We start from the raw sequence: 22613 nt of genomic DNA, 5'->3' as shown, positions 1-22613 counted from the left end.
CGTACGATAACCCGAACGCGGGACACCCCTCCCCCACCCATGTCAGCCATTCGGACCCCTCCTACCTGCGGAAACACCCTGCGCCCCGGAGCCTGGGGGGCATGAGTCTCGTCGATGAACTGAAAAGCGCCGTCACCCCCCGAGCCGCCCTGCTCGTCGTCGGCGTCTTCGCCCTCCAGCTCCTGTTCATCACCTCGTACGTCGGGGCCCTGCACCACCCGAAGCCGACGGACGTGCCCTTCGGCGTCGTCGCACCCCCACGGGTCTCCGCCCAGCTCGTCGGGCAGCTGGAGAAGCTCCCCGGCGGGCCGATCGACCCCCGGACCGTCACCGACGAGGCCGAGGCGCGGAAGCAGATCCTGAACCGGGACATCGACGGGGCCCTCGTCGTCGACCCCACCGGCCGCACCGACACCCTGCTCGTCGCCTCCGGCGGCGGCACCGTGCTCTCCTCCGCCCTGGAGTCGATCTTCACCAAGCTGGAGGCGACCCAGCAGCGCACCGTCCGGACCGTCGACGTGGCCCCCGCGTCGCCGGAGGACTTCGACGGGCTCTCCGCCTTCTACCTCGTCGTCGGCTGGTGCGTCGGCGGCTACATCTGCGCCGCGATCCTGGCGATCAGCGCCGGTTCACGGCCCGCCAACCGGGAGCGGGCGATCATCCGGCTCGGCGTCCTCGCGCTCTACGCGGCCCTCGGCGGGCTCGGCGGCGCGATCATCGTCGGCCCGATCCTGGGCGCCCTGCCCGGCAGCATCGCGGCCCTGTGGGGCCTGGGCACCCTGGTCGTCTTCGCCGTCGGCGCCGCCACGCTCGCCCTGCAGTCGGTCTTCGGGATCGTCGGCATCGGCCTGGCGATCCTCCTCATCGTGGTCGCGGGCAACCCGAGCGCGGGCGGCGCCTTCCCGCTGCCGATGCTGCCCCCGTTCTGGAAGGCGATCGGCCCGTGGCTGCCGCCGGGCGCCGGCACCTGGGCGGCGCGCTCCATCGCGTACTTCAAGGGCAACGACATGACCGCCTCGATGCTGGTCCTCTCGGCCTGGGCGGTCGTCGGCGCCGTCGTCACCCTGGTGATGTCCTCACTGAAGCGCAAGCCGGAGGCGGAGCCGATCTCCGGGGAACTCGACACCGCGAGCGGCGGGCCGACCCGCTGACCACCCGCTGACGACCCACTGGCGACCCGCCGAAAACAAAACCCCTGGCTCACCGGCTCGTTGACCGCTACGTTCGCGGGGCACCATCGACCGTCCCTCGAACCGACAAGGCTCTCCGTGACTTTTGTTCGCCCCGCCCGTCCCGACGAACTCCCCGCTCTGATCGAGCACCCCGGCGACCCCGAGCGCAACGCCGCCACCCGCGCGTACCTCACCCAGCTCCTCGACAGCGCGTGCACCCGGCCCGAGTGGTGCCTGGTCGCCGAGGACGGCGACGGCCGCCTCACCGGCAGCGTGGTGCTGTGGACCATACCGGGGCACGAGGTCCCGCTCGCGCTGGTGCTGTTCGAGGCGCCGGAGGACGCGCCGGAGACCGCGGCCGCGCTGCTCGACGCGGCGGCGGCCAAGGCCGGGGAGCTGGGCGCGAAGGAGCTGGAGCACGTCGTCGACTCCCCCGCCCAGGCCCCGCAGTTCCAGCGGAACCCGGAGCGCCGGGGCGAGCTGCTGCGGGCGTCCGGCTTCGCGGCGATCCGCGACGGACGCCGGTTCAGCCTCCAGGTCCCCACCGGCGCACTGCCCGCCGACGACCCCCGGCTGACCTTCCGCTCGCTCGCCGAACTCGGCCCCGAGCCCTTCGTCGCGGTCCTCGCCGAGCTGCTCGCGGACACCGCGGACGCCCGTCTCGCGGCCGACGTACAGGAGCACGGCGCGCGACGCGCGGCCGAGCTGCTCTTCGAGGAGACGGCCGAGCTGAAGCACGAGCCCACGTGGTGGGAGCTCGGTTACGACGCGGACGGCACCGTCGCCGTGATCAGCCTGCCCGCCGAGAACCCCAGCGTTCCGGTCATCGGATTCGTCGGCGTCGCCCCCGCCCACCGGGGCAAGGGGTACGCCACCTCGGTCGTGATCCGGGGCACGCGCGTCCTGGCCGCCGCCGGGGCCACCGAGATCCGCGGGGACTGCGATGCCGCGAACGTGGCGATGGCCAAGGCCTTCGAGCGCGCGGGGTACGTGAACTTCGCCGACCGGCTGGAGTTCGCCCGCGCCCTCTGACGTGGACCGCGGGGCGACGCACCGCCGCCCCGCGCTTCCTCGCGCGGGGCGGACGGCGCGGCACTGTCGTACCGCGGCGGGCTACTCGCCGCAGTACGCCCGGGGCTCGCCTGCCTGCTAGAAGACGCTGACCCCGTACGCGCTCAGCGCCTCCGTCACCGGCTGGAAGAACGTCGTCCCGCCCGAGGAGCAGTTGCCGCTGCCGCCCGAGGTGAGGCCGATCGCCCGGCTGCCGGAGTAGAGCGGGCCGCCGGAGTCGCCCGGCTCGGCGCAGACGTTCGTGCGGATCATGCCGTAGACGATGTCCCCGCCGCCGTAGTTCACGGTGGCGTTGAGGCCGGTCACCGAGCCGCTGTGGGTGCCGGTCGTGGAGCCCCGGCGGGTGACCGACATGCCGACCGTCGCGTTGGCGGCGCTGGTGATGTCCACGCTGCCGACGGTGCCGGACTTGGTGACCGAGCTGTTGGTGTAGCGGACGATGCCGTAGTCGTTGGTCGGGAAGCTCGACCCGGCGGTGGAGCCGAGGACGGTCGACCGCGAGGAGTTGGAGTACCAGGTGCCCGCGCCGTCGGTGCAGTGACCGGCGGTGAGGAAGTAGTAGGTGCCCGCGCTGTCCCGGACGTTGAAGCCCAGGGAGCAGCGCCAGCCGGCGTCGGCGTAGGTCGCGTCGCCGCCGGAGATCAGCTTGGTGAAGGTGCCGGGGGTCCGCTCGACCCGGATCGCGCCGGCGTTGGCCCCGGCCTGCCGCTTGATCTTCGCTATCTCGGCGGCGGAGACCGTGGAGTCGGCGGTGACGACGACCGCGCCGGTGGCGCTGTCGACGTGCCAGGCGGTGCCGGCCACGTCGGCGGCGAGCACGGCGTCGCTCGCCGCCGAGAGCCGTTCGGCGCCGAAGGTCTGCGCGGTGTCGGCGCTCGCGGTGGGGACGGCGAGCGCCGCGACGGCGGCGAGACCGGCTGCGACGGCGAGCATCCGGACGGTTCTCGTGGGGGTGGTGCGCGTGGTCCTCACTTCTCGTTCCTCCAGAGGGGAATCGGGGGCCCGCCGTGGGGTGCCGGGCCCGTGAGGCGCGGCCAAGGGCCTGCGCTGTGGGGGAGTTTCGGACTGCACGACTTCACGCCGCAAGGGCGCCTTTCGGCCGTACGGGTCCTCAACGGGCTCAGTAGAGGGCGACCTTGTACTTGGCGAGGGCCTCCGGCACGGGCTGGTAGAAGGTCGTCCCGCCGGTGGAGCAGTTGCCGCTGCCGCCGGAGGTGATGCCGAGCGCCTTGGTGCCGTCGTAGAGCGCGCCGCCGGAGTCGCCGGGCTCGGCGCAGACGTTGGTCTGGATCATGCCGCGGACGGTGCCGCCGCCGGAGTAGCGGACGGTGGCGTCGAGGCCCGTGACGGTGCCGCTGCGGGTGCCCGTGGTGGAGCCGGAGCGCTTGACCGACTCGCCCACATACGCGTCGGCGGCGGTGAAGCCACCGGTGTGGCCGAGCGAGGCGTTGTCGTAGCGGACCAGCGCGTAGTCGTTGCCGGGGAAGCTGGAGCCGACGGTGGCGCCGATCAGGGTGGACTGTGCCGAGCTGGTGTACCAGGTGTTCACGACGTTGCCGCAGTGGCCGGCGGTGAGGAAGTAGTACGTGCTGCCGCTGCGCACGTTGAAGCCGAGCGAGCAGCGGTAGCCGCTGCCGTAGATGGCGTCGCCCGCGCCGAGCAGGGGCGTGAAGACGCCGGAGGTGCGCTGGACGCGGAGGGCTCCGGCGTCGGCGCCGGCCGCCGCGCGGATCTTCGCGATCCCCGCGTCGGTGACGGTGGAGTCGGCGGTGACGACGACCCGGCCCGACGCTCTGTCCACGTACCAGGCGGTGCCGCCGACCCCGGCGGCGTCGACGGCGGCGTCGGCGCGGGCGAGCTGGGCGGCTCCGGCCGGGCCGGGGACGGGGGCGGCCTGGGCGCCGGGGAGCCCGACGGCCGTCACGGCCGCGATTCCTGCGACGAGGGCGAGCAGACGGGTGCGGGTGTTCCTCACTGTGCTCCTCACAATTCTCCTTCTGGGAAAAGCGGAGGGGCCCGTGGATGGCGGGCCCGTGAGGCGCCATCAGGTGACGTGTTCCTGACATGCACCGTGAGCGATGGTGACGCCCACGGAGCGGACGCACAAGACCGCGGAACGGGCGGACGCCCCCGGCCGTCGCGGCCGGAGGCGTCCGTCATCCGCGCACCGCGCGAAAAGCCCTGGTCAGAAGAGGTCAGGCGGGGTTCACCCGGCGCTCCCCCGCCGGTACCGCGGTGTCGAGCGTGTTGCCCGGCGGCGGGAACGGGCAGATGAAGTGGTCGGCGAAGGCGCACGGCGGCAGCAGCGCCCGGTTGAAGTCCACCGTCACCGAGCCGTCCGCCGCCGGGGCCTCGGGCCGCAGGAACCGGAAGCGGTAGCTGTCCCGGCCGCTGGTGGCGTCCGCGAAGACAGCCCACAGCGAGCCGTCGTCCTCGACGGCCACCTGGAGGGTGTGCTCGCCGCCGTGCAGGTCGAAGGCCAGCTCCCCGGCGAGCCCGAGACCGCGCTCCCGCCCGTCGGCGTTCTCGACCCGCACGCTGCGCGTCTCCTCGTACGGACGGAAGACGCCGGGCACCACCCAGCGCTCGTCGTACGGGGTGGCCTCGATGCCCGCGAAGGCGCGCCGCGCCTCCGATCCGGGGTCGAAGTCCCGTACGGCCCAGAGCCCCTCGCGCCGCAGGACCACGAGCCGTCGGCCGGCCGACTCGACCCGGGACTCGTGGATCGGCGGGTGGTCGGCGGTGAGCCGCACGGTGCCGGTGAAGGGCTTCCCGTCGACGGTGATCGCGTCCTCGGCGTCCGCCGTCAGGACCACCTCGTCGCCGTCCTCCCGCCACTCGCCGGGAACGGCCGGAATTCGACCCTCCGGGTGATCCTCGAGCCAGTGCGTGCCCGTGAGGGAGAGCGGGCCGTACGAGGAGGAGACCGTCGCCTCACGCTGCTCGTGCCAGTGCTGCCAGTCGTGCTGGGGATCCGTACTCATGGTGTTCCACCTTTCCATACGGGCTCGCGAAGCCCGTGGCGCGCCGTGGGTCAGTTCTTGGTGCGGGGCAGGCCGGGCGGGTTGATCTCCGACTTCTCCACGGCCTCGCTGCCAAGACCCCAGCGCTTCAGCACCTGGGCGTAGGTGCCGTTCCCGACGATGTGGTCGATCGCGGCCGCGTAGGCGGCGACGAGGCCGCTGCCCTTCTTCGTGGTGGCCGCGATCTTGCCCTGGAGCCCGGCGCCCGCGCCGGAGAACTTCCCGGCGACCTCGGTCTGCCCGGCCGAGGCCACGTGGTAGGCGACGACGGGGTTGGGGCCGAGGTAGCCGTCGATCCGGCCGGACTGGAGGGCCAGGTAGTAGTCGCTGGTGTTCTGGAAGTACGAGATCTCGACGCCCTTGCGGCCCGCCTTCTCGTTCTGCGCGGACCAGTCGACGAGGATCTTCTCCTGGTTCGTGCCGGAGCCCACGGCGATCTTCTTCCCCGCCACGTCCTCGGGGCCCTTCACCGTCCAGCCGGAGCCCTTCTTCGCCTCGAAGGCGAGGTCGTCGAGACGGTAGGTCGCGAAGTCGTACTTGTCCTTGCGCTCCTCGGTCACGGTGACGTTGGAGAAGACGGCGTCGTACTTGCCGCTGTCGAGGCCGACGAAGAGGTTCTCCCAGGAGACCGGCTCGAACTGGGGCTTCAGGCCGAGGGTGTCGGCCACCAGGATCGCGAGGTCGAGCTCGGTGCCGATCAGTGTCTTGTCGTCGGTGGCGCGGAAGGCGAGCGGCGGGCTGCTGTTCGCGGAGACGCCGATGACGAGCGTGCCTCTCTTGCGGACGGCCTCGGGCACCTGCGCGGCGATGGCCTCGACCTTGGCGGTGTGGACGCGCTTCTGGTCGGGGCCCACGTTGATGCCGTTCCCCTTCTGGCCCTCGGGCTTGATCTCGCCGGTGGCGGCCTCCCCCGAGCCGCAGGCGGTGAGGAGTCCGAGGGCGGTGAGCGAGGCGAGGGCGGCGAGGACGGTGCGGCGGGACTTCATGACGGTGCTCCTGTGCGTGTGAGTGTGGGAGAGAGCAAGACAGCGAGGGTCAGAGGACCTTGGAGAGGAAGGCGCGGGTGCGCTCGTGGCGCGGGCTGTCCAGGACCTCGGCCGGCGGGCCCTGTTCGACGATCCGGCCCTCGTCCATGAAGACCACGGTGTCGGCGACCTCACGGGCGAAGCCGATCTCGTGCGTGACGACGATCATGGTGGTGCCGGAGGCGGCCAGGTCCTTGATGACGTCGAGGACCTCGCCGACCAGTTCGGGGTCGAGCGCGGAGGTCGGTTCGTCGAAGAGGAGCAGCCCCGGCTCCAGGGCGAGCGCGCGGGCGATGGCGACCCGCTGCTGCTGTCCGCCGGAGAGCTGCTTGGGGTACGCCTCCGCCTTGTCGGCGAGTCCGACGCGGTCGAGGAGCTTCCGGGCGGCGGCCTCGGCCTCCTTGCGGGGGCGCTTCAGGGCCGAGACGGGCGCCTCGACGATGTTCTCCAGGACGGTCAGGTGCGGGAAGAGGTGGAAGTTCTGGAAGACGAAGCCGATCCGGGTGCGCTGCTTGAGGATGTCGCGCTCCCGCAGCTCGTAGAGCCTGTTCCCGGAGCGGCGGTAGCCGACGAGGGTGCCGTCGACGCTGACCGTGCCGCTGTCGACCTTCTCCAGGTGGTTGATGGTCCGCAGGAGGGTGGACTTGCCGGAGCCCGAGGGGCCGAGGACGACGGTGACCTCGCCGGCCCGGACGTCGAGGTCGATGCCGCGCAGGACGTGGAGCGGGCCGAAGTTCTTGTGGACGGAGCGGATCTCGACCTTGGCGGTGGCGGTCTCGGAGACGGCGGCGGAGACGGTGGTGGTGGCGGAGCTCATCGGGCGCTCCCCTTCGCGTAGTGGCGTTCGACGTAGTGCTGGACGACGGAGAGCGCGGTGGTGAGCAGGACGTACCAGGCGGTGGCGACCATCAGGAGCGGGACGACCCGTCCGTTGCGGCCGTAGACGACCTGCACCTGGTAGAAGAGTTCGCCGATCGCCATGACCGAGACGATCGAGGTGCCCTTGAAGAGCGAGATGATCTCGTTGGCGGCGTTGGGCAGGATCGACCGCATCGCCTGCGGCAGCACGATCCGCCGCAGTTGCCGGAGCCGGGGGATGCCGAGGGAGGCCGCCGCCTGTGACTGGCCCTCGTCCACGGCGAGTACGCCGCCCCTGACGATCTCCGCCGCGTAGGCCGCCTGGTGGAGGGCGAGCCCGAGGACGGCGGCGCTCATCTCCCCGACGAGGCCCATCGTGTCGAAGGAGAGGAAGCTCGGCCCGAAGGGGATGCCGATGCTCAACTCCTTGTAGAGGTAGGCGAGGTTGAACCAGAAGAGCAGCTGGACGATGAGCGGGATCGAGCGGAAGGCCCAGATGTAGGCGAAGGCGACCGACCGCAGGAAGGGGTTGGCCGAGAGGCGCATGAAGGCCAGCACGATGCCGATCGCGAAGCCGAGGGCCGTGCCGTAGAAGGTGAGCTGGAGGGTGACCCAGACGGCCCGGAGGATCGTCTCGGTGGTGAAGAACGCGGCGAAGACGTCCCATTCCCAGCCGGGGTTGGTGATGAGCCCGTGGGCGAACTGCGCGAGCAGGACGGCGGTGGCGGCGACGGCCACCCAGCGCCAGGGGTGGCGGACGGGGACGACCACGAGGTCGGCGGGTGCCGAGGACGTCGTGGGGGTGGGGGAAGGGGCGGCGGCTTCCGGGTCTTTCGTGAGGGGGACGGCGGAGGGCGGATCGCTGGTGAGAGCCATGGCGGTACCTCGGGAACGGGTCGGGAAGCGAGGAAGCGGGAGCAGGGCGCGGATCAGGGGCGCGGATCAGGGGCGCAGAACAGAGGCGCGGATCAGGCGCTCAGCGAGGCCGGGAGCCGACAGCTCCGGTCGGCCCGGTCACGCAGGAAGGACAGGGCGGCCCGCGCCGCGACGTCGTTCTGCCCGAAGGCGATCCCGCCGGTACGAGGCCGGGTGAAGGCCCCGCCGGCCCGGGCGGTGGTGTGCGGCCCGAGCGCGAAGCGGCGCGGGTGCGGGCGCCCGTCGCGCTCCAGGATCCTGGCGTCGGTGGGGTCGACGACCAGGAGTCCGCTGGCGGTGGCCCGGGCACCGTCCTCGTACAGGGCGCGCAGCAGCGGGCTGTCGGTGAGCTCCAGGGTGGGGTCGGGCAGCCGCGCCTCGACGAGGGCGCGCGCCTCGGTCCACTCCCCCGGCGCGGCGGCGGACACGGCCCGGAAGACCCCGCGCTCCTCGTCGGTCTCGACGGTGACCTGGGGTCCGAGGAAGCGGACCACGCCGGCGCGGGAGAGCGCGAGGAGCTGCCGGAGCCGGGGCCCGGGCGGGCCGGAGGCGAGGTAGCTGAAGAAGCCGTGCCACCAGCCGCCGGTGTCGACGCGCTCGCCGAGCCTGAGGAGCTGTCCGTAGACGGAGAGCAGCCCGGCGAAGACGGCGGCGTCGGGGCTGTGGGCCGGGTCGTGACGGCGGCTCAGGTCGTCGGTGACGTAGGCGCGCAGGCCGTCCTGGAGCGCCTCGGCGGAGCCGAAGCGGACCCCGTCGAGGGGGTGGTCGAGGCCGTCCAGGTCGAGCCGGTCGGCGGGGTCGGGGACGGCGGCGGCGACGAGCGCGGCGATCTCGGCTCCGCGCGGTGGCGCCGCCGCGTAGGCCTGCTCGAAGTCGCTCCAGGCGAGGGCGGTCCGCTCGGGGTGGGTGGAGAAGAGCCGGTGGTAGTGGGCCCAGCCGAGCTCCTTGTCGATGAACGGCCACACGTCGCGGCGGAAGTCGAGCGGCCCGTCCCGGTCGAGGAGGGCGTCGGTCTGCTCGGTCCCGAAGAACCGGGGCAGCGGGGGGCGTTCGCCGTCGAGGGCGTATCCGATCTTCGAGTGGTACGGGACGCCTCGCCGCGATCCGACGTGCAGCACGGGCTCCCGGCCGGAGGGTACGTAGACGAGGTCGTCGCCCTCCCCCTCGTACCGTCCGCCGCGGCCCTCGGTGAGGAGCACCATCAGGTCGACGAAGGCGAGGCCGAAGCCGCGGACCAGGACGGGCTCGCCCGCGGGCAGCGCGGAGAGGTCGGTGTCCGCGGTGAAGTCGGGCGGGAGGTGGACGAGCCGGTGGCGGGCGGCGAAGTCGGCGAGCGCCCGTTGTTCCGGGGCGGGTTCGGCGCCGAGGTGGCCGACGGTGAGGACGACGAGGTCGGCGAGGAGGGGCTCGGCGCCGGCCTCCAGCCAGACCCGCTGGCGTCCGTCGCGGGGGCCGCCGACGCGCAGCGCGGTGGTGCGGTGCTCGTGGACGGTGACGGAGGCGGGCAGGGCGGCGAGGGCCCGCTCGTACACCCAGCGCAGGTAGGCGCCCTGCTGGGGGCGGGTGGGGAAGGTGCGGCCCTCGATGTCGGCCCAGTCGGCGAGGGTGGGTCCCGGCCTGACAGGCCCGTCGAGCGACACGGTCTCGTCGGTGAACATGGTGACGTCCTCGGCCTGGGAGTTCATCCACAGCAGCGGGGACTGTTCGGTGCGCCAGATCCGGCCCGGGCCGGGCGGGTGCGGGTCGACGAGGTGGACGTCGAGGGGGTCGTCGCCGTACAGCTCGGGCAGGCTCGCGGCGAGCCGTTCGAGGAAGCCGGTCCCGCGCGGTCCGGCGCCCACGACGACGATCGAGGGGCGGGGGCCCTTCGGACGGGTGCTCATCGGGCACCTCCCGTGCCCCGGGCGTAGTACCGCTCGACGTAGTGCTGTCCGAGGCTGAGGACCGAGGTGACGGCGACGTACCAGAGGGTCGCGACGAGGAGCAGCGGGATGACCTCGTACGTGCGGTGGTAGATGAGCTGGGTCGAGTAGAGCAGGTCCTGGACGGCGATGACGGAGACGATCGAGGTGCCCTTGAGGGTGCCGATCAGCATGTTCCCGGCGGGCGGGACGATCGCGCGCATCGCCTGGGGCAGCACGATCCGGGTGAGCCGGCGCAGGCGGCCGAGTCCGAGGGACTGGGCGGCCTCGATCTGGCCGCGGTCGACGGAGAGGATGCCGCCGCGCACGACCTCGGCGGCGTAGGCGGCCTCGTGCAGGGTGAGGCCGATGACGGCGACGGCGACGGGGCCGAGGAGGTTGACCGTGTGCACGCCGAGGACGGTCGGGTAGAGCGCGCCGATGTTGAACCAGAACAGCAGCTGGACCAGGATCGGCGTGGACCGGAAGAACCAGACGTAGCCCCAGCTGACCGCGCGCAGCACGGGGTTGGCGGACAGGCGGAAGACGGCGAGCAGGGTGCCGAGGAGGAAACCCAGCGCCATCACGAGGGCGGTCAGCCACAGGGTGAGGCCGAGGCCGCGCAGGACGGACGCGGAGGTGAAGTACTGCGCGACGACGTCCCATTGGAAGGCCTTGTTGCGGACGACCGAGAGGAGTCCGAGGCCGAGGAGGACGAGGACGACGGCCGCGGTGACCCACTGTCCGGCGCGACGGGTGGGGACGACGCGCGGAGGCGGCTCGGCGGGCGGGGCCGTGGAGTCGGTCTTGACGAGGGTGGCGAGGGGCGTGGTCATGCGAAGGCTCCGTGGATGCCAGGGGGCGGATCGAACACGGGGTGCGCCTTCACACGCACTGAGCACGGATCCGGGCCCCTCAGCCCGATCCGCTCCTTCGAGGCTATGCGGTCAACACGCCCTGCTGTCAAGGGTGTCCGCACTGTGAGCCGTACGTCTCATCGTGGTTGACGTCCGCACGGATGCCTGTTCCACTGGGGCCCATGCATCCGCAGCAGCTGGTCAAGCGCTCCCACATCGACTTCGGTCGCGTGTGGTCCTCTTCCTGTTGAGCCGACCCTCCGCTCTGCCCGCAGTTCTTCCCTGCCCGCGTGCTGTTCTCCGCGGCGCCTTCACACCCGGGCCCCCTGCCGGTGCCTGAGCCCTTCGTGGCTGCCTGAGCTCTTCCCTCCCCTCGCCCTGCCCTTTTGCCCTCCTTCGTCCTGAAGGACCTTCATGACGTTCACGTTGTCCGTACGCCGGACCACGACCACCGACCCTTTGGCGCGCCCGCTCCTCGACGAGCTGGCGCACGAGTACACGACCCGGTACGGCACCGCCGACGACCTGAGCCGCTACCCGACCGAGGAGTTCGCCCCTCCGCACGGCACCTTCCTGCTCCTCCTGGAGCAGGGCCGGCCCGTGGCCGGAGGCGCGTACCGCCGCTACGACGAGCACACCGCCGAGCTGAAGAGGATCTGGACCCACTCGGCACACCGCAGGCGCGGGCTGGCCCGCCGTGTCCTCACCGTGCTCGAACGCGAGGCCGCCGCCCGCGGCTACACCCGTGTCTATCTGACGACCGGTCCGCGTCAGCCGGAGGCCAGGGGCCTCTATCTGGCGACCGGCTACCGGCCCCTCTTCGACGTGTCCGCCGATCTCGAGTCACTCGGCCCCCTGCCGTTCGAGAAGTTCCTGGAGAACCCGAAACCATGAGTACGCGTACGAGTTCCGGAACCGCCCGCACGACCTTCGGCTTCGCGCTGATCACCGCCGCCGCGCTCGCTCTCACCGCCTGCTCCGGAGGCGAGCCCGCGACCGCGCCGGCCGGGGCCTCCGGAGCGCCGGGCGCCGCGAAGGGCTCGCTCCCGACCGAGGACGTGGTGTCGGCGGTGAAGAAGAACGAGGCAGCGGCGAAGCTGCTCCCCGCCGACGTCCGGCAGCGGGGCGTCCTCACGATCGCCACCTCCGTCGGGACCCCGCCCAGCTCTACCTATCTGCCCGACGGCAAGACCGTGACCGGGGTGGACTCCGACTTCGCGGCCGCCGTGGCGAAGGCCCTCGGGCTGGAGTGGAAGCGGGAGGTCGTCGGCTTCGAAGCGATCCTGCCGGCGCTGAGCAGCGGCAAGTACGACGTCGGCACCGGGAACTTCGGCGTGACCGAGGAGCGGCGCAAGACGATCGACTTCGTCACGTACATCAACGACGGGCAGGGCTTCGCCACCCGGTCCGACAGCTCGCTGAAGGCGGTCACCGACCTCACGCAGCTGTGCGGGCTGAAGGTCGCGACGGGGGCCGGCACCACCTTCGAGCAGACCCTGGAGAAGAACAAGGGCCGGTGCGCGGAGGCCGGGAAGCCGGCGTACGAGGTGAACGTCTTCAACGAGACGGGAGCGGTCTGGATGTCGCTCCAGCAGGGCCGCAGCGATGTCCTGATGAGCACGATCAACGGCGTGCGCTACGCGGTGACGCAGCAGAAGAACGTGAAGTTCCTCAACGAGTACCGCCGGCTCGACGTCGGCTTCGCCTTCAAGAAGGGCACCCCGCTCGCCCCCGCCTTCCAGGCCGCGGTGAACGGCCTGAAGGCCGACGGGACGTACGACCGGATCCTGAAGAAGTGGGGGGTGACGGGCTCGGGCATCGAGCGGTCGCAGATCACCCCGCCGGAGATCCCGGCGCCGACGAAGTAGCGGGTGCGCGGGCGGGGCGGGCGGCGCCCGGCGAGGAGGCCGGGTGCCCGACGGGGTGTCAGCAGTCGCAGCCGCAGCTGCAGTCCCCGCAGCAGCCGTCTCCCTCGCAGCAGGAGGAGCAGTTGCTGCAGCAGTCACAGCAGTCGCAGCAGCTGCCGGGGTCGCACTGCTGGCAGAGCCCCTCGCGACGCTGCCGGCTCCAGGGGTCCTCGAAGGTCCCGCAGCACATCTGGCAGGTGCAGGCCAGACCGACCCAGAGGGCGCACCCGGCTATCAGGCCGCGCCGGTTCGGCGGCCCGGGCGGGAACGGTCCGCCGGGACCACCGGGGCCGCCGGGCCCGGGGGCGTAGGGCCCACCGGGTCCCCCCGGGCCGCCGGGTCCCGGAGCGTACGGGTTGCCGGGGACGGGTCCCGACCCGTGGGGCGCGTACGGGTTCCCCGGCACCGGGCCCTGCCCGTGCACCGGCCCCTGCCCCTGCCCCTGCGCCCCGTGCGAGCAGCTCGTCGTGCCGAAGGCGCGGTCCACCGAGGTCCGGAGTTCATGGGCGAGGAGGACGTGGACGAGCTTGCCGTCGGCGAACTCGGCGTCCCGCAGCGCGAGCCGGATCCCGTGCAGGGCGTCGTCGGCGAGTCGGCGGGCCTCCTCCCGGGAGGTGCCGGTCGCGGTGAGCGGGTTCCAGGCGCCCGCCGCCGCGTCGGCCTGCTGGTCCTCGACGGCGTCGAGGAGGTGGGCGAGGCGGCCGAAGAGCCGGCCGGCCTCGGCGAGCGGCACGGCGTTCTCCGGGCGTCCCGCGAGGACGGCGGTGTGCGCGAAGGCGGCCGCGGTCGCGGTCTCGGTCGGCTCGGTGACGGTGAGCAGGGGGGTGCCGAGTCCCGCGAGGGTCTCGATCCCGGTCTGCCGGTCGACGGCATCGACGAGGACGGCGGTGTCGAAGCCGAGGGCACGGCCGGTCCTGGCCCCGGCCTTGTCCCAGGAGCGGGCGACCCGGCGGGCCGCCGCGGCGACCGGCTTGCGCGCCAACAGGCCGTCCCGGTCCGCTACGTGGTCCCGTACCTTCGCCGAGGCGAGGACGAGCGAGACGGCGGCGGCGAGGCGCGCGCCCTCGCCCTGGGCCACGGGCGCGGTCCGCATGGCGCGCAGCGCGCAGGGCCCGGCCGTGCGACGGCCCGCCGCGGTCACCCCTGTCTGAGCCTCCGTCAGGACCGAGACGATGAGCCCGTCGTAGTTGGTGACGACCCGGGCGAACTGCCCGTGGTCCGCGCGAAGTGCCAGGCAGAGGCCGCAGAGGTGGGCCATCCACTCGGTCTTGAGCCCGTCGGTGAGCCGGTGCGTGCAAGGTCTGACGATTCCGAACATGAGCTTCCCCCGTGCGCCGTGCGAAGTGCCGTCGAGCGGCTTCGCGGCATCGTAGCGAGCAGGGTCGTTCACCCGTACGCGCCCACCGTCACCCTTCTGGCCCGACTTTCATATTTTAAGTTGCACGTCCCTCCGTCAGGCCCCGCATACCGCAAGTTTCCTGACGTATCGCCAGGAATCGACGCTCACGTTCTGCACCAGTACCGTCACGAATCCCCTGCGCGGCGTGTATCCGCTTGGCGCGCGATCCGCATCATGGACGACGATAGGGATTGCGGAACCACAAGTGACCGCGCTGAAAGGAGGCGTCCATGGGATCGGTGCGCAAGGCAAGTGCCTGGCTGGGACTCGTCGAGGACAACGACGAGCGTTACTACGACGACGAGTACGCCGACGGTGCCGAGAACGGCGACGCCTGGGTGACGGACCCCCGTGTCCGGGTGGCCACGGACACCGCCCAGGAGCAGGGCCGCCGGATCGCCACCGTCTCCCCGGACGGCTTCCGGGACGCCCGGGGCATCGGAGAGCTCTTCCGGGACGGTGTTCCGGTGATCGTGAACCTGACCGCGATGGAGCCGAACGACGCCAAGCGCGTGGTCGACTTCGCCGCCGGTCTCGCCTTCGGCCTGCGCGGCTCGATCGAGCGCGTGGCGACGCGGGTCTTCCTGCTCACTCCCGCCGACACCCAGATCGTCGGCGGAGAGACCCGTCGGCGTCCGCAGGACGGTTTCTTCAACCAGAGCTGAGCGGGCCCGCCGGCCCGACCGGACACCACCCGAGGGATCGGGTCAGTGCGCCGGACGTCCGGAGCCGGCGGGCTCGATCGCTTCCCGGGTCGCGGGCACCCGCGGCTCGGCGGCCTCACGGGCCTCGGCGGGTTCACGGACCTCGATCGACTCACGCGTCTCGATCGGCTCACGGGCCTCGATCGGCTCGCACGACGTGGCCGGCTGACGCGACTCGTACGACTCGTGCACCTCGTACGAGTCACACGACTCGTCCGGTTCCGCCGGGCACTCCATGACCCGGGGCAGTCGCCGGGCCATCACCGCACCGATGAGCAGCAGCACGGCGCTCACGCAGAGCGTGATGTGCAGACCGTTCACGAAGGCGTGCCGCGCGGCCTGGTGCAGGGCCTCGCCCGCCGTGCCGCCGAGCTGGTCGGCGACCTTGTAGGCCTCGCCGAGGGAGTTCGACGCGGCGCTGCTGGCCTCCGCCGGGACCCCGGGGACCGCGGCGAGCCCGGGGGCGTACGCGGCGTTCATCACGCTGCCGAGCAGCGCGATGCCCATGCCGGCACCGAGCTGGTACGAGGTCTCCCCGATCGCGGCCGCGCCGCCGGCGCTCCGCTGCGGCGCCTCGCTGAGCATCGACTCGTACGCCGAGAAGAGCGTGGTCTGCAGGCCGAAGCCGAGCAGCACGAAGCCCACCGTGAGCAGCAGCGGCCGGTCGTCCTGGCCCATGAACGTGAGCAGCAGCACCGCGCCTGCGGTGAGCACGAAGCCCCAGCCGACCATCCGGCGCGGGCCGATCCTGCGCAGGGTGTACGAGCCGGTGGCGCCGGCCGCCATGGCGGCGAAGGTGAGCGGCAGGAGCCGCAGCCCGGTCTCCAGGGGGCTCAGTCCGAGGACGAGCTGGAGGTACTGGACGGCGATGAGTTCCAGTCCGACCAGGGCCAGCATGCCGATGACGATGCAGCCGACCGAGGTGGTGAAGGCGGCCCGGGAGAAGAGCCGCATGTCGATCAGCGGGTGCGGGCGCCGCTTCTGCCTGCGGACGAAGAGGACGAGGAGTCCGGCGCCGAGCAGCAGCGGCCCCGCGGTCGGGAGGGCGAGCAGCGGCTCGCCGGCTCCGGCGCGCTTGACCCCGAGGACACAGCCGAGGACTCCGGCGGCGGCCATGAGGGCGCCGAGGACGTCCCAGGGTCCGTCGGTGGCGCCGCGGGACTCCGGGAGGAGGCGGCGGCCGAGGGGCAGGATCAGCGCCATCAGCGGGATGTTGATGAGGAAGACGGAGCCCCACCAGTAGTTCTCGACGAGGAAGCCGCCGAGCACCGGTCCGGTGGCGGCGCCGATCGCGGCGGTGGCGGTCCAGATGCCGATCGCGGTGGCGCGCTCCCGCCGGTCGGGGAAGACCGTCCGGAGGATGGAGAGCGTCGCGGGCATGATCATGGCGCCGCCGACACCGAGCAGCGCGCGGGCCGCGATGAGGACCCCCGGCTCGGTGGCGAGGGCGGCGACCGCCGAGGCGACGCCGAACAGCGCGTAGCCGAGGAGGAGGACCCGCCGTCTGCCGACCCGGTCGCCGAGGGTGCCGAAGAGGATCAGCAGCGAGGCGCAGATCAGCGGGTAGGCGTCGACGATCCAGAGCAGCGCGGTGGAGCTGGGGCGCAGGTCCTCGGTGAGCGAGGGGACGGCGACGTGAAGGATGGTCGCGTCGAGGGCGACCAGGAGGAGGCTGACGCAGAGGACGAAAAGGACGACCCAGCGGTTGGTTCCGCCGTCGGCGGCACGCTCTCGTGCTCGGGCCGTGATCGTCCGCTGCATGTACGTACCTCCCAGTGAAGCTCTCGCGCTCGGCAGGCGCCGACCAGGGCGTATGCCCCTGGGGCGGCCCGACATCGACGGGCGAGTGAGCCGTCAGCGTACGCGAGTTCAAGCCCCGAGCGCGTGGCGCAGCTCTCACCCCGGCGGGCCTCCCCGTGTGGCGTACGCCACTCGGAGCGGGCCGCGCGTCGCATGGAATTCCGTACGTATATCTGTTTGAGGCAATTCCCCTGCGCTCAAACACTCTTCCGGAAAGAGCCGCACCGCCAATAGGGCTGAAGGTCATCGGATTTACCGACGGACGCCGGGAATGGAGTGGCGACTGAGACCTACTCCACATCACATGGTCATCACGAAGGCACCGGAACGACCGGGTCTGCTTCTCACTCCCTGTAACGTCGATTGGGTGCGTACCGACATCTTTGCCCGGCTGGACCGGGAGCCGGAACCGCCGAAGATAGAGGTCCCTCGGATGACCCGCACGCGTCTCGCGCTCTTCGGCGGGGCGTCGGCGTTCTATCTGGCCATTGTCGTCGCGGTGGTGCTGTCGACCTGGCTGGTGACCCTCGACTGGAAGATCATGCTGTTCCGGCCCTATCAGCAGTGGCCCGAACTGCACGCCTTCCTCGACTACTACGTCGTCCTCGGTCAGCGCGGCCCCACGGCCGTCATGGTGGCCGCATGGCTGGGCTGGCGCTCCTGGCGCCAGCACACCCTGCGGCCATTGCTGTGTCTCGGCGCCGCGCTGCTGCTGCTCAACGTCTCGGTCGGCGCGGTCAAGCTCGGACTCGGCCGTCTCGGCCCCCACTACGCGACACAGGTCGGCTCCGCCGAGCTCTTCGCGGGCGGCGACATATTCCCTTCCGGGCACACCGCCAACGCGGTCGTGACCTGGGGCATCCTCGCCTACCTGGCGACCACCCCACGGGCCAGGCGCTATCTGTCCGCCACCTCCGCGGTGGTCGCGCTCGGCGTCGGTCTCACCACCGTGTATCTGGGCACCCATTGGCTGAGCGACGTGGTGCTCGGCTGGGCCGCGGGGCTGCTGGTCCTGCTCGCCCTGCCCTGGTGCGAGCCGCTCCTCGCGGTGGCGGAGTCCTGGATCCTCGCCATGCGCGACCGTCTGCTGGAGCGGCTGCGCGACCGCCGCCGGCTGGTGCCCTCCCTGCCCGTGGCCTCCGGTGGCCCGCGCCCGGCCTTCTTCCCGCAGCGTCCGGCCGGGTCCGAGGAGCCGGTCCGCGAGACCGTGGGAGTGGCCCGCGGCCGCGCTCCGGCGACCCGCGGCTGACCGCCCCCGACATCGAGGAAGGGCCCCGACCGAACCCGGTCCGGGGCCCTTCCCGCGTTCGTCGCTCCGCCCGTCAGCCCAGCCAGCAGCGGGTGACGGCGCCGTCCTCGACCTCGAAGTTGATGCGTCCGGACAGGTACTCCATGGTGATGATCGAGCCGGGCGGCAGGGACCTGACGACCTTCCAGCCCCGTGCCCTGGCGAGCCGCTCGGCGCCGTCCGCATCCAGTCCCACATAGGACTCGGGAGCGTCGCGGGGCGGTTCGGGAGTGCGCGATGTGGGTGACATGGGCCTCACGTTAGCCTCTTCGCGGTCACGCTTGTGTCACAAGTTCTCGACATATGTTTGACACGCCGACCATCACTCGATGGGACAGTTCCGGGTCGATTCTCCAGCAATTCCGAAGAGGCTCCGGCACTTCGCACGAGGGGATCACGGCACCGGCGAAATCCCGGGGAATTCCCCGTTCCCCGGGCGTCACGCGGCGAATTATCCGGACCTCGCACGCCGTGCCCTCACGTTTCCCTTACACAACGCTTACGACGACTCCGCCGGGGAGTGTCGGCCGACCGGAGCAACCGCCCCCGCCGCCTCCCTCCCCCGCCGGCCCGCTGCCCGCATCATGTCCCGATGCCCGGCAAGACACCCCCGGGGGCGAGGCGGAGGCAGCGATGGGCACCGAGACAGCGACCCCGACCGTCGAACCGGCCCGACAGCGGCACGGCCGCGTACTGATCGACTGGCTCACCACGACCGACCACAAGAAGATCGGCCACCTCTACCTGGTCACCTCGTTCGTCTTCTTCCTGCTGGCCGGGCTCATGGCCATGCTGATGCGGGCCGAGCTCGCCCGCCCGGGGCTCCAGCTCGTGTCGAACATGGAGTTCAACCAGGCCTTCACGCTGCACGGCACGATCATGCTGCTGCTCTTCGCCACGCCCACCTTCGCCGGCTTCGCCAACGAGCTCGTACCGCTGCAGATCGGCGCACCCGACGTCGCCTTCCCGCGGCTGAACATGTTCTCGTACTGGCTGTTCCTCTTCGGCGGCCTGATGGTGATCGGCTCGCTGCTCACGCCGAGCGGCCCGGCCGCCTTCGGCTGGACCGCCTACGCCCCGCTCAACAGCCTGGAGCGCTCGCCGGGCGTCGGCGTCGACCTGTGGATCATGGGGCTCGCGCTCTCGGGCTTCGGCACGATCCTCACCTCGGTGAACTTCCTCGCCACCATCATCGGGATGCGGGCCCCCGGCATGACCATGTTCCGGATGCCGATCTTCACCTGGAACATCCTCTTCACGGCGGTCCTGGTGATCGTCGCCTTCCCCGTCCTCGCGGCGGCGCTGCTCGTCCTGGAGGCGGACCGGCGGCTCGGCTCCGTGGTCTTCCAGCCGGAGAACGGCGGGGCCCTGCTGTGGCAGCACCTCTTCTGGTTCTTCGGCCACCCCGAGGTCTACATCATCGCGCTGCCGTTCTTCGGCATCGTCAGCGAGATCATCCCGGTCTTCGCCCGCAAGCCGATCTTCGGCTACACGACGCTGATCGCGGCCACCATGGCGATCACCGGCCTCTCGGTCGTGGTCTGGGCGCACCACATGTTCGCGACGGGCGCGGTGCTGCTGCCGTTCTTCTCGCTGCTGTCCTTCCTGATCGCGGTGCCGACCGGGGTGAAGTTCTTCAACTGGACCGGGACGATGCTGCGGGGCTCGCTCTCCTTCGAGACGCCGATGCTGTGGTCGGTCGGCTTCCTGGTGTCGTTCCTCTTCGGCGGGCTCACCGGGGTGATCCTCGCCTCGCCGCCGATGGACTTCCAGGTCACCGACTCGTACTTCGTCGTGGCCCACTTCCACTACACGGTCTTCGGCACGGTCGTCTTCGCGACCTTCGCCGGCTTCTACTTCTGGTGGCCGAAGTTCACCGGCCGGATGCTCGACGAGCGGCTCGGCAAGATGCACTTCTGGACGCTGTTCGTCGGCTTCCACCTGACGTTCCTGGTGCAGCACTGGCTCGGCGCGGAGGGCATGCCCCGGCGGTACGCCGACTACCTGGCCGCGGACGGCTTCACGGCGCTCAACACGGTGTCGACGATCGGCGCCTTCCTGCTCGGCGCGTCCACGCTGCCCTTCCTCTACAACGTGTGGTGGACCCACCGGTACGGCGCGAAGGTCGACGTGGACGACCCGTGGGGCTTTGGACGCTCGCTGGAGTGGGCGACCTCGTGCCCGCCGCCCCGGCACAACTTCGACTCCGTGCCGCGGATCCGCTCCGAGTCGCCGGCCTTCGACCTGCGCCACCCGGAGTTCGCGGCCTTCGAGCGGATGCGGATCACGAGCCCGCCGCCGTCTCCCCCTCCGTCCGAGCGAGAGCGCGGGACAGCCGGTCCCTGAGGTCGCGGACCCGTTCCGTCAGCTCCGGTGGCTCGACCACCTCGAAGTCGAGCCCCATGAGCACCACGTGCACCACCGCGACCTGGAGGTTGTGCGCCCCCGCCCGCAGCAGACAGGTCCCTTCGCTCTCGGGCTCCAGGACCCCGTCCATCGGACCGACGACCCCGGCGGCCTCGGCGAGCGGGACGAACAGCCGGACGGTCACCTCCGTCGCGTAGGCCGAGCCGGACACCCCCTTCGACACGTACGCGGCGAGGTCGTCGGCGGGCGGTTCCCGGGGCGGGAAGCGCGGGCCGTGCGGCGGCTTGGGCTCGATCCGGTCGGCCCGGAAGGTCCGCCAGTCGCCCCGGTCGACGTCCCAGGCGACGAGGTACCAGCGCCGCTCCGTGCAGACCAGCCGGTGCGGTTCGACGGTCCTGCGGGTGGCGGCGCCGCCGTGGTCGCGGTAGGCGAAGCGGAGCCGTTCGCTGTCCCGGCAGGCGTTGGCCAGCTCGGTGAGCACCTCCGGGTCCACCCGCTCCCGAGGGGTCCGGAGCATCGGCACGGTGAAGTCGGTGAGCGCGCCGACCCGCCGCCGCAGCCGCGCCGGCAGGACCTGCTCCAGCTTGGCGAGGGCGCGTACGGACGTCTCGCCGATGCCCTCGACGCCCTGGCCGGCCGCGGTGCGCAGACCGACGGCGACCGCCACGGCCTCCTCGTCGTCGAGGAGCAGCGGCGGCAGCTCGGCCCCGGCCCCGAGCTGGTAGCCACCGCCGGTCCCGGGGCTGGCGTGCACGGGATAGCCGAGCTCGCGCAGCCGGTCGACGTCGCGCCGTACCGTACGCGAGGTCACCCCGAGCCGGTCGGCGAGATCGGCACCGGACCACTCCCGGTGGGCCTGGAGCAGCGAGAGCAGACGCAGCAGCCGTGCGGAGGTCTCCAACATGCCTCGAGTCTGTCAGCCCTCGCGGACAGTTACGGTCCTCGATGCGACCGCGAGGGCCGGAGGATCGAAAGGCCGTCAGTGGAGGCGGCGGAGCAGGCCGCGCACCGGACGGGCGGCCTTCGCCCTCAGCAGGTAGAGCGCGTCGACGGCCCGGCCGATCTCGTGGTGCCGCCTCGCGTGCCCCGCCGAGTGGGTGCGCCGGCTCGCGCCCCGGTCGACGAGTTCCGTCCAGAGCGCCTCGTGCCGGGCCGCGATCCGGGCGGGGTCGAAGCGTTCGGAGGAGGCGAGTGCCGCCCGCGCGGTCTTCGCGCGCAGTTCGTCGTCCTCGACGAGGCCGCGCAGCGCCGCCGCGACCGCGGCCACGTCGTCGACGGGCACGAGCCGCCCGTCGACCCCGTCCTCGATGATCTCGCGCGGCCCGTTCGGGCAGTCGGTCGCCACCACCGGCAGCCCGCAGCGCATCGCCTCCACGATCGCCATCCCGAAGGACTCCCGCCGCGAGGTCACCGCGGCGATCGAGCCCTTGGCCCACTCCGGTTCCATCGGATGGACGGCGCCCATAAGAAAGACCTGCCCGCCGAGGCCCCGCTCCTCGATCTGCCGGGCCAGCTCCCCCTGAAGGTCCTCGACCGCGTCGCCGGTGCCGTAGATCCGCAGCGTCCAGTCCGGGTGGTCCGCGGCCACCTCGGCGAAGGCGTCGATGAGCACGTCGTACCGCTTGACGCGGGTCAGCCGGCCCGCCGCCACGACGGTCCGCGCCGCGGGATCGGCGGGCGGCAGGGCGGGCGCGGGCACGCTGTTGGGCACGGCCTCGATCCGTACGCCGGGCAGCCCCAGCCTCCGGTAGGCGCGGGCGTCGGCCTCGGTGACCGTCGTGACGGCGTCGAGCAGCCGGTACTCGTGCCGGATGTCCCGCCGTAGCCGGCGGCTGTGGCCGGCCAGGACCAGGTGCTCCTGGCCGACGAGGACCGGCCCCCGCCGGGCCTGCCGGGCCAGGTGCACGTTGAGCCCGGGACGGGTGGCGACGAGCACGTCGGCCTCGACGCCGCGCAGGTACTCCCCGATCCGGGCGTCGGTGAGCGCGCTGTACTGCTTCCAGCGGCCGTCGCCGCGCGGAAAGACCTCGGCGGGCCGGTGGAGGTCGGGGTGGCGCCCGTCGTGATCCGGGCTGTCCTCACGCAGATCGACGAGATGACGGAGCGTCACGTCCGCGGGGAGGCCGAGGAGCGGCCGGTCCCGGTGGCGGAACACCGAGACGACCTCGACCTCGTGTCGGGTGGCCAGTTGCTCGGCGAGCGTGAACGTCGTCCGGATCGTGCCGCCGTAGTGGTAACCGTTGTGGAGCAGAAAGGAGATACGCATCGCGCTGCCGGTTCCCCCCGGTCAGTGATGTCGGTCTGTCGGTCGCGCTGACTGTACTGC

18 protein-coding genes and 2 pseudogenes are annotated in these 22613 nt (G+C 71.9%); 7 read left to right on the top strand and 13 right to left on the bottom strand.

Annotated elements, in window-relative coordinates:
• Nucleotides 1-101: 101 nt before the first annotated feature.
• Both SGA01_RS16955 and SGA01_RS16950 read left to right on the top strand, forming a co-directional pair.
• Nucleotides 102-1151 (top strand): ABC-2 transporter permease, encoded by a 1050-nt coding sequence (locus SGA01_RS16955; RefSeq protein ID WP_141297334.1) that lies wholly within the window; start codon nt 102-104, stop codon nt 1149-1151.
• 117 nt (nt 1152-1268) lie between these two features.
• Nucleotides 1269-2204: a GNAT family N-acetyltransferase gene (locus SGA01_RS16950; protein WP_141297333.1), complete on the top strand. Its 936-nt coding sequence runs from the start codon at nt 1269-1271 to the stop codon at nt 2202-2204.
• A 117-nt stretch (nt 2205-2321) separates the two neighbouring features.
• Here SGA01_RS16950 and SGA01_RS16945 read toward each other — a convergent pair whose 3' ends face one another.
• From SGA01_RS16945 to SGA01_RS16910, 8 genes are all read right to left on the bottom strand, one after another.
• Nucleotides 2322-3215 carry a S1 family peptidase gene (locus tag SGA01_RS16945; RefSeq protein ID WP_141297332.1) on the bottom strand — a complete coding sequence of 298 codons (894 nt, stop codon included), beginning with the start codon at nt 3213-3215 and terminating at the stop codon, nt 2322-2324.
• A 148-nt stretch (nt 3216-3363) separates the two neighbouring features.
• A complete protein-coding gene (locus SGA01_RS16940; RefSeq protein WP_255325207.1) occupies nt 3364-4230 on the bottom strand; it encodes a S1 family peptidase in 867 nt (288 codons plus the stop codon).
• A gap of 208 nt (nt 4231-4438) precedes the next feature.
• Nucleotides 4439-5227 carry a DUF1684 domain-containing protein gene (locus SGA01_RS16935; protein ID WP_141297331.1) on the bottom strand — a complete coding sequence of 263 codons (789 nt, stop codon included), beginning with the start codon at nt 5225-5227 and terminating at the stop codon, nt 4439-4441.
• Between the two features lie 50 nt (nt 5228-5277).
• Nucleotides 5278-6252, bottom strand: a complete 975-nt coding sequence (locus SGA01_RS16930; protein ID WP_055644349.1) for an ABC transporter substrate-binding protein — start codon at nt 6250-6252, stop codon at nt 5278-5280.
• Between the two features lie 49 nt (nt 6253-6301).
• The gene (locus tag SGA01_RS16925; RefSeq protein ID WP_141297330.1) at nt 6302-7108 is read right to left on the bottom strand and encodes an amino acid ABC transporter ATP-binding protein; all 807 of its coding nucleotides are present in this window, start codon (nt 7106-7108) and stop codon (nt 6302-6304) included.
• Nucleotides 7105-8025, bottom strand: coding sequence for an amino acid ABC transporter permease (locus tag SGA01_RS16920; RefSeq protein ID WP_141297329.1), 921 nt, complete (start codon nt 8023-8025; stop codon nt 7105-7107). Before SGA01_RS16920 ends, SGA01_RS16925 begins: the two co-directional genes overlap by 4 nt.
• A 92-nt stretch (nt 8026-8117) precedes the next feature.
• A complete protein-coding gene (locus SGA01_RS16915; RefSeq protein ID WP_141297328.1) occupies nt 8118-9947 on the bottom strand; it encodes an FAD/NAD(P)-binding protein in 1830 nt (609 codons plus the stop codon).
• Complete coding sequence (locus SGA01_RS16910) at nt 9944-10801, bottom strand: amino acid ABC transporter permease (protein ID WP_055644345.1); 858 nt, start codon at nt 10799-10801, stop codon at nt 9944-9946. The genes SGA01_RS16915 and SGA01_RS16910 overlap by 4 nt, the downstream gene beginning before the upstream one ends.
• Before the next feature lie 435 nt (nt 10802-11236).
• Here SGA01_RS16910 and SGA01_RS16905 point away from each other — a divergent pair, with 435 nt between their 5' ends.
• Both SGA01_RS16905 and SGA01_RS16900 read left to right on the top strand, forming a co-directional pair.
• A complete protein-coding gene (locus SGA01_RS16905; RefSeq protein WP_141297327.1) occupies nt 11237-11716 on the top strand; it encodes a GNAT family N-acetyltransferase in 480 nt (159 codons plus the stop codon).
• Nucleotides 11713-12690: an ABC transporter substrate-binding protein gene (locus tag SGA01_RS16900; protein ID WP_141297326.1), complete on the top strand. Its 978-nt coding sequence runs from the start codon at nt 11713-11715 to the stop codon at nt 12688-12690. The genes SGA01_RS16905 and SGA01_RS16900 overlap by 4 nt, the downstream gene beginning before the upstream one ends.
• A 58-nt stretch (nt 12691-12748) precedes the next feature.
• Here the strand turns inward: SGA01_RS16900 and SGA01_RS16895 are convergent, their stop codons facing one another.
• Nucleotides 12749-14047 carry a DUF5685 family protein gene (locus SGA01_RS16895; RefSeq protein ID WP_141297325.1) on the bottom strand — a complete coding sequence of 433 codons (1299 nt, stop codon included), beginning with the start codon at nt 14045-14047 and terminating at the stop codon, nt 12749-12751.
• A 311-nt stretch (nt 14048-14358) separates the two neighbouring features.
• On the opposite strand from SGA01_RS16895, the gene SGA01_RS16890 reads away from it, so the two are divergent.
• Nucleotides 14359-14793: a cell division protein SepF gene (locus SGA01_RS16890; protein ID WP_141297324.1), complete on the top strand. Its 435-nt coding sequence runs from the start codon at nt 14359-14361 to the stop codon at nt 14791-14793.
• Between the two features lie 42 nt (nt 14794-14835).
• On the opposite strand, the gene SGA01_RS16885 is transcribed toward SGA01_RS16890, so the two are convergent.
• Nucleotides 14836-16593, bottom strand: a complete 1758-nt coding sequence (locus SGA01_RS16885; RefSeq protein ID WP_141297323.1) for an MFS transporter — start codon at nt 16591-16593, stop codon at nt 14836-14838.
• A 472-nt stretch (nt 16594-17065) separates the two neighbouring features.
• Here SGA01_RS16885 and SGA01_RS16880 point away from each other — a divergent pair, with 472 nt between their 5' ends.
• Nucleotides 17066-17881, top strand: a complete 816-nt coding sequence (locus SGA01_RS16880) for a phosphatase PAP2 family protein (protein WP_371866043.1) — start codon at nt 17066-17068, stop codon at nt 17879-17881.
• A 73-nt stretch (nt 17882-17954) separates the two neighbouring features.
• Here the strand turns inward: SGA01_RS16880 and SGA01_RS16875 are convergent, their stop codons facing one another.
• A complete protein-coding gene (locus tag SGA01_RS16875; RefSeq protein ID WP_055644338.1) occupies nt 17955-18170 on the bottom strand; it encodes an I78 family peptidase inhibitor in 216 nt (71 codons plus the stop codon).
• A gap of 53 nt (nt 18171-18223) precedes the next feature.
• Between SGA01_RS16875 and ctaD the strand changes: the two are divergent.
• A pseudogene (ctaD, locus tag SGA01_RS16870) lies at nt 18224-20122 on the top strand (aa3-type cytochrome oxidase subunit I); the annotation flags it as partial.
• A gap of 1 nt (nt 20123) precedes the next feature.
• Here the strand turns inward: ctaD and SGA01_RS16865 are convergent.
• A pseudogene (locus tag SGA01_RS16865) lies at nt 20124-21191 on the bottom strand (helix-turn-helix transcriptional regulator); the annotation flags it as partial.
• Nucleotides 21192-21266: 75 nt separating this feature from the next.
• The gene (locus tag SGA01_RS16860; RefSeq protein WP_141297320.1) at nt 21267-22553 is read right to left on the bottom strand and encodes a glycosyltransferase; all 1287 of its coding nucleotides are present in this window, start codon (nt 22551-22553) and stop codon (nt 21267-21269) included.
• Nucleotides 22554-22613 lie beyond the last annotated feature (60 nt).

The sequence above is a fragment of the Streptomyces gardneri genome (genome assembly GCF_006539185.1).
GTDB lineage: Bacteria > Actinomycetota > Actinomycetes > Streptomycetales > Streptomycetaceae > Streptomyces > Streptomyces gardneri.
This window is presented reverse-complemented; position numbering and strand designations above follow the sequence as displayed.